We start from the raw sequence: 5,408 nt of genomic DNA on the forward strand, positions 1-5,408 counted from the left end.
AGGTGTAATTTATGAAATATAATTTAGCATTCAAATACAGAATTTATCCAAATAAGGAGCAAGAATTATTGATAAATAAGACTTTTGGATGTGTTCGTTTTGTTTACAATACGATTTTATATATTGCTAATAAAATTTATGAAGAAACTGGAAAAAATAAAATAATTACACCTGCCAGTTTGAAAAGTGAAAATCAATTTTTGAAAGAAGTAGACAGTTTGGCACTTTCAAATGCTCAATTGAATGTAAAACGATCGTTTACGAATTTCTTTCAGAAGAGAGCGAAGTTTCCGAGGTTCAAATCTAAAAAGAATAGTGTTAAAAGTTACACGACAAATTGTGTGAATAATTCGATACGAATTGAGGAAAATAAATATTTGGTTTTGCCAAAATTGAAAAGAATAAAATTAAAATATCATAGAGAAATACCGAAGGATTACAAGATAAAGTCAGTAACACTAACAAACAGTAATGGAAATTACTATGTTTCTATTTTGACGGAATTTGAAAAAGAAATACAAAAGGTAGCTAGTAATGATAAAGTAATTGGACTTGATTTTTCAATGTCTGAATTATTTGTCAGTTCTGAAAACCAAAGAGATGGGGAATGTTTTTGAGGATGCTTGAGTATAAGTTGATGTTTTTAGGAAAGCAATTTTTAAAAATAGATAAGTGGTTTCCGTCATCGAAAACTTGCAGTAAATGTGGAAATGTTAAAGAGGAACTGAAATTGTCAGAAAGAAGCTATAGATGTGAGTGCTGTGGAATTGAGATTGATAGGGATTATAATGCGGCACTGAATATAAAAAACATTGGGAAATTGATGTTGGAATATTAGAAAAATAAAAAAAGACAGGGTAGGAACTACCCAAAGAGCTTGGTAAATATATTTGGCTAGCAAAAGCAGATACTTCCCAAGAAGCTCCCGCTTCTAAAAGTGGGAGTAGTTCATTAGTAATAAGAAGCTTAAAATATAACTTTTGCTTTACTTCTAATAATTTATTCTATTAAAACTAAATAAGAAAGAAAGAGAGATTTTTATGAAAAAAAATTATAAAATAAAAATATTGGATGCAAAAAAAGATTCAGATCTGTTATTTAAAATAGTAGAGCATGAAAATGAGGTTTTTGGTGAAGCAACCGTTGGAAACTGGAATATTAAGCCGTTTACTAAATACGGAAAAGTTTTTGCAATGTTAAGTGACGATGAAAATACTAAAGATGAATTAATATCAGTTATTGAGGTTTTGAGTAGTTTTGATAGGGAAGTAGCCTATGTTTATGGAGTTTCTACTGTTCCAAAATTTCAAAAAAATGGATATGCAAAAACACTTCTTCAATTTGTAATGAAAACTTTAAAGGAAATGGGAATAAAAAAAATAGAGCTTACTGTTGATATAGATAATTTTATTGCAAAAGGGATTTATGAAAAATTGGGATTTAAAATAATAGATAATTTAGACAATGAATATGGAGATAATATTGGACGATACTTAATGAGATATTCTTTAAAATGATTTTTTACTAATATTAAAATAATTTAAATAAAATAAAAATCAAATATATTTGAGGTATTATATATTATAATTTAATTTTTTGTGTATCTAAATTTTGAAATGCTTTTTATTGTTTGGTAAAAATTAGTCATATATTTTAAAATTATTAAATATATTAATTGTAATACCCCAAAAAATATATTTAGGAGTGATTAATTATGAAAAAGCTAATATTAGGAATATTTTTATTATTTGGAGTTCTTGGTTTTTCAAGATATGTTGAATATTGCCGAGTAGTATCAGATGATACTTGTGTAAGTTTAGAATCAGGAAAAAGATTTAATTTTAGTGGATATCCTTTTGCATCAGCTTCATATGGAAGTGTTTACAGAGTATATTTTGAAGGAAATGGATACAGAAATTTATACTTTACAGGAGCTGCATACTTATATAATTAAATTTATTTTATAATATGATACATTGAAAATAAAAAATTAAATATTTTTTAATAATTTTAAATATTTTTTATTTTTGCCAGACAATAAACACTAGATATAAATAAAATTAATTTTTATATTCAAATTATTTAACAAAAAATAATAAAAAGTTTTTATGCGGAATAAGCAAATTTAAAAATCAAAAAAAAATATAAGAGAGGATAATAATTATGAAATTACTATTAAAATTAGCTATTTTAATTAGCAGCATTTCAGGATTGGCTAATGCAGCTGAAAAAGTATGTATTGATCCAGGACATCAGGCAAAAGGAAATATGCAGACAGAAGAAATAGCACCTGGCTCAAGCAAAAGAAAACCCAAAGTAGCTTATGGTACAAGAGGTGTTGCAACTAAAAAGCCTGAATATCAGTTAGCTCTTGAAGTAGGGTTGAAATTAAGAGATGCATTAAAATCTAAAGGATATTCAGTGTTTATGGTGAGAGAAAAAAATGATGTAAATATAAGCAATAAAGAAAGAGCATTAATGACAAACAAAGCAGGTTGTTCTGTGTACATAAGATTACATGCAGATGCAGCAGGAAGTAGCACAAGAGGTGTAAGTGTCCTTACATCATCACCTAAAAATCCCTACACAAAGAGTGTACAACAATCAAGTGATAAATTCTCAAGAGCAATCCTGTCAGAATATACAAAAGCAACAGGTTTCAAAAATCGAGGTGTTTCCTACAGAGATGATCTAACAGGAACAAACTGGTCAACAGTTACAAACACATTAATAGAAATGGGATTTATGACAAATCCTGAAGAAGATAGAAAAATGGCTTCTCCTGATTTTCAAAATGTTATGGTAAAAGGGATTGTAAATGGAATTGAAAAATATTTTAGAGAAAAATAAATGTAAAAATATTGTTTGATTTTATGAGATCAAAAAGTAAAACTGTGAAATGAAGAAAAAGTTCGGATAATAAAGTTTGTTAGAATATATGATGAATTGCATAAATAAATATGATTGGAAAGATTTGTTATGAAAAAGTTATTGATTTTAACAAAAAATAGCAAGAAGTCGTAGGCTTTCTATAAGTGGGAGATGAATTGCTTTTTTTTTAAAAGTTGAAAAAAGGATACACTTATGATACAATTTTTGTATAAAATATTGAAGAGAAGTCATTAAAAATAATATTCAAAATCAAAAGGATAAGTTGATGTTTTTAGGAAAGCAATTTTTGAAAATAGATAAATGGTTTCCATCATCGAAAACTTGTAGTAAATACGGGAACGTTAAAGAGAAATTGAAATTATCAGAAAGAAGTTATAAATGTGAGTGTTGTGGAATTGAGATTGATAGAGATTACAATGCGGCACTGAATATAAAAAACATTGGAAAATTGATGTTGGAATATTAGGAAAATAAAAAAAGACAGGGTAGGAACTATCCAAAGAGCTTGGTAAATATATTTGGCTAGCAAAAGCAGATACTTCCCAAGAAGCTCCCGCTTTTAGAAGCGGGAGTAGTTCACCTAAAATGATCATCATTTTGAATAATTTTCTTAAAATCAGATGCTCCTATTGAAAGTTTACTTTTTTTATTAATTTTCATATTTTATTACCCTCTTTTTTATAAAACTTCTTCCTCAAATTTCACCTCAAATTCTTTTCCCAAAAATGCAATCCCAATCTTCAAAATCTTTTTAACCCCAGCATTTCTCAAAACCGAACTATATTCTTTTTCATCAATCTGTTTTAACGCAATTTCGCATTCTTTTTCAAGTTTTTTATGAATTTCTTCAAAACTTAATTTACTTTTCGTATTCACAATTTTCAATTCAAAAATAATTCCTTCTCTTCCTTCCAAAATATTTTTAGGTTTCAAAAGCAAGTCATATCTACCTTTCCCAGCAAAGTCATTTGATGTAATCTCATATTCATTTCTTAAAACCAAAATTATTCCAAGCATAAATTCGTGATAAAACTGTTCTTTATAAATTCCATTCACATCAAAAATTCCTGTATTTTCTAATAAAACTTTATTTAATTCCAACTTAAATTTTTTAACATCTCCATTTTTTAACGCTTCTGTCATATCTAAAAAATTATCAGTATCCTTGAAATATACTTCAATAAACATTTCAGAAAACATTTCTAAAATTTCTTTATTTGGAATTTTTATACGAGTATTTTTTTTCATAACATCATATTCCTCAGCCAAAGTCAAATACCCGCTATGAAAAAATAAATTCCAAATATTTTTTTCAAAATTAGCCTCCAAATTCCCAAAAGTCATATTATCATTAATTCTTTTTAAAACACTTTCTTTATTTAACAATTTTGAAAATTCATCAAAAATCTCATTCTTCAATTTTTCTAAATACAGCTGAATCAAGCCATTACCGCTTGTATTCACCCAATAAGGTCGCAATTTCCCCTTTTTCAAAAAATTAATAATCGACCAAGGATTATACACTTTTGTATCTCCGAACAAATACCCATTGTACCATTTTTGAACATCTTCCAACTCATATTCCAAACCAAAATCTTTCAAAGCATCTTCAACTTCATTTTCCATAATCCCAAAATATTCCGTAAATTCACTATCCAAAATCGTATGAACTTCCAAATTATTCAACCCTGAAAAAATATTTTCCTTCGCAACTCTTAAAATTCCAGTTATTACACTCATTTCAAGATATTCATTATCCTTCAAAACAGATCCGTAAAAACTTTTGAAAAAGTCAATTGTTTCATTGTAGTAACCATTTATATAGGAATTTATTATTGGCTGATCATATTCATCAATTAATACAATCACTTTTTTTCCATAATATTCATACAAATATTTTGACAAATTTAACAAAGAATTTTTCCAATCTGCTAAATCTAAAGTTCTTCTTATCGAATTAAATTTTTCAATCTCAATTTCATCCATTTTTTCAGTTAAAAATTTATATTTTGTATAAAGTCTTTCAATAATTCCTTTAACTTCTCTAAATCCGCTTTCCCACTTTTTTTCATTATAATCTTTAAACGAAATTGAAATTACGGGAAACTTCCCTTGCTTTTCAAAATACTCACTTTTGGAAATATTAAGTCCTTCAAATAGTTTTCTGTTTTCTTCTCTGTTCTCAACATCAAAAAAATATTTTAACATCGACATATTCAGAGTTTTCCCAAATCGTCTTGGACGAGTAAACAATTTTACTTTTGAACCATCTTCCAAAATATTTTCGATAAATTTAGTTTTGTCAAAATAATAATAATCGTATTCTATAATTTCTTTAAAATCAGACAATCCAATTGGTAATTTCTTTTTATTTTTTTTCATAATAATTACCCCTTTTTTATAAATACTTTTTTCAATTTTATCAAAAATATAAACATTTTGTCAATTATATTATTTTATACGACAGAGTAAAAAATATAGGGGCAGCCAAAATAACACAATAAAATATTTTGGGC

Annotated in this window: 6 protein-coding genes and 1 pseudogene; 6 read left to right on the top strand and 1 reads right to left on the bottom strand. The window is 26.7% G+C overall.

From position 1 onward, the window contains the following. Positions 1 to 11: 11 nt before the first annotated feature. From ACO409_RS10050 to ACO409_RS10075, 6 genes and pseudogenes are all read left to right on the top strand, one after another. Positions 12 to 617: an RNA-guided endonuclease TnpB family protein gene (locus tag ACO409_RS10050; RefSeq protein ID WP_485556898.1), complete on the top strand. Its 606-nt coding sequence runs from the start codon at positions 12 to 14 to the stop codon at positions 615 to 617. Next, on the top strand, positions 608 to 838 hold the full coding sequence (locus tag ACO409_RS10055; protein ID WP_485556900.1) for a zinc ribbon domain-containing protein: 231 nt from the start codon (positions 608 to 610) through the stop codon (positions 836 to 838). The genes ACO409_RS10050 and ACO409_RS10055 overlap by 10 nt, the downstream gene beginning before the upstream one ends. Positions 839 to 1,040: 202 nt before the next feature. Continuing rightward, positions 1,041 to 1,517: a GNAT family N-acetyltransferase gene (locus tag ACO409_RS10060; RefSeq protein ID WP_485556902.1), complete on the top strand. Its 477-nt coding sequence runs from the start codon at positions 1,041 to 1,043 to the stop codon at positions 1,515 to 1,517. Between the two features lie 197 nt (positions 1,518 to 1,714). Then, positions 1,715 to 1,954 carry a hypothetical protein gene (locus ACO409_RS10065; RefSeq protein ID WP_485556904.1) on the top strand — a complete coding sequence of 80 codons (240 nt, stop codon included), beginning with the start codon at positions 1,715 to 1,717 and terminating at the stop codon, positions 1,952 to 1,954. Positions 1,955 to 2,163: 209 nt separating this feature from the next. Then, entirely contained in the window at positions 2,164 to 2,850 is a 687-nt protein-coding gene (locus tag ACO409_RS10070; RefSeq protein WP_485556906.1) for an N-acetylmuramoyl-L-alanine amidase, read from the top strand. Between the two features lie 301 nt (positions 2,851 to 3,151). Beyond that, positions 3,152 to 3,358: pseudogene (locus tag ACO409_RS10075) on the top strand (zinc ribbon domain-containing protein); the annotation flags it as partial. A 212-nt stretch (positions 3,359 to 3,570) separates the two neighbouring features. Here ACO409_RS10075 and ACO409_RS10080 read toward each other — a convergent pair. Continuing rightward, positions 3,571 to 5,274, bottom strand: coding sequence for an AAA family ATPase (locus ACO409_RS10080; RefSeq protein WP_485556908.1), 1,704 nt, complete (start codon positions 5,272 to 5,274; stop codon positions 3,571 to 3,573). Positions 5,275 to 5,408 lie beyond the last annotated feature (134 nt).

This window comes from Leptotrichia sp. (assembly GCF_057270615.1).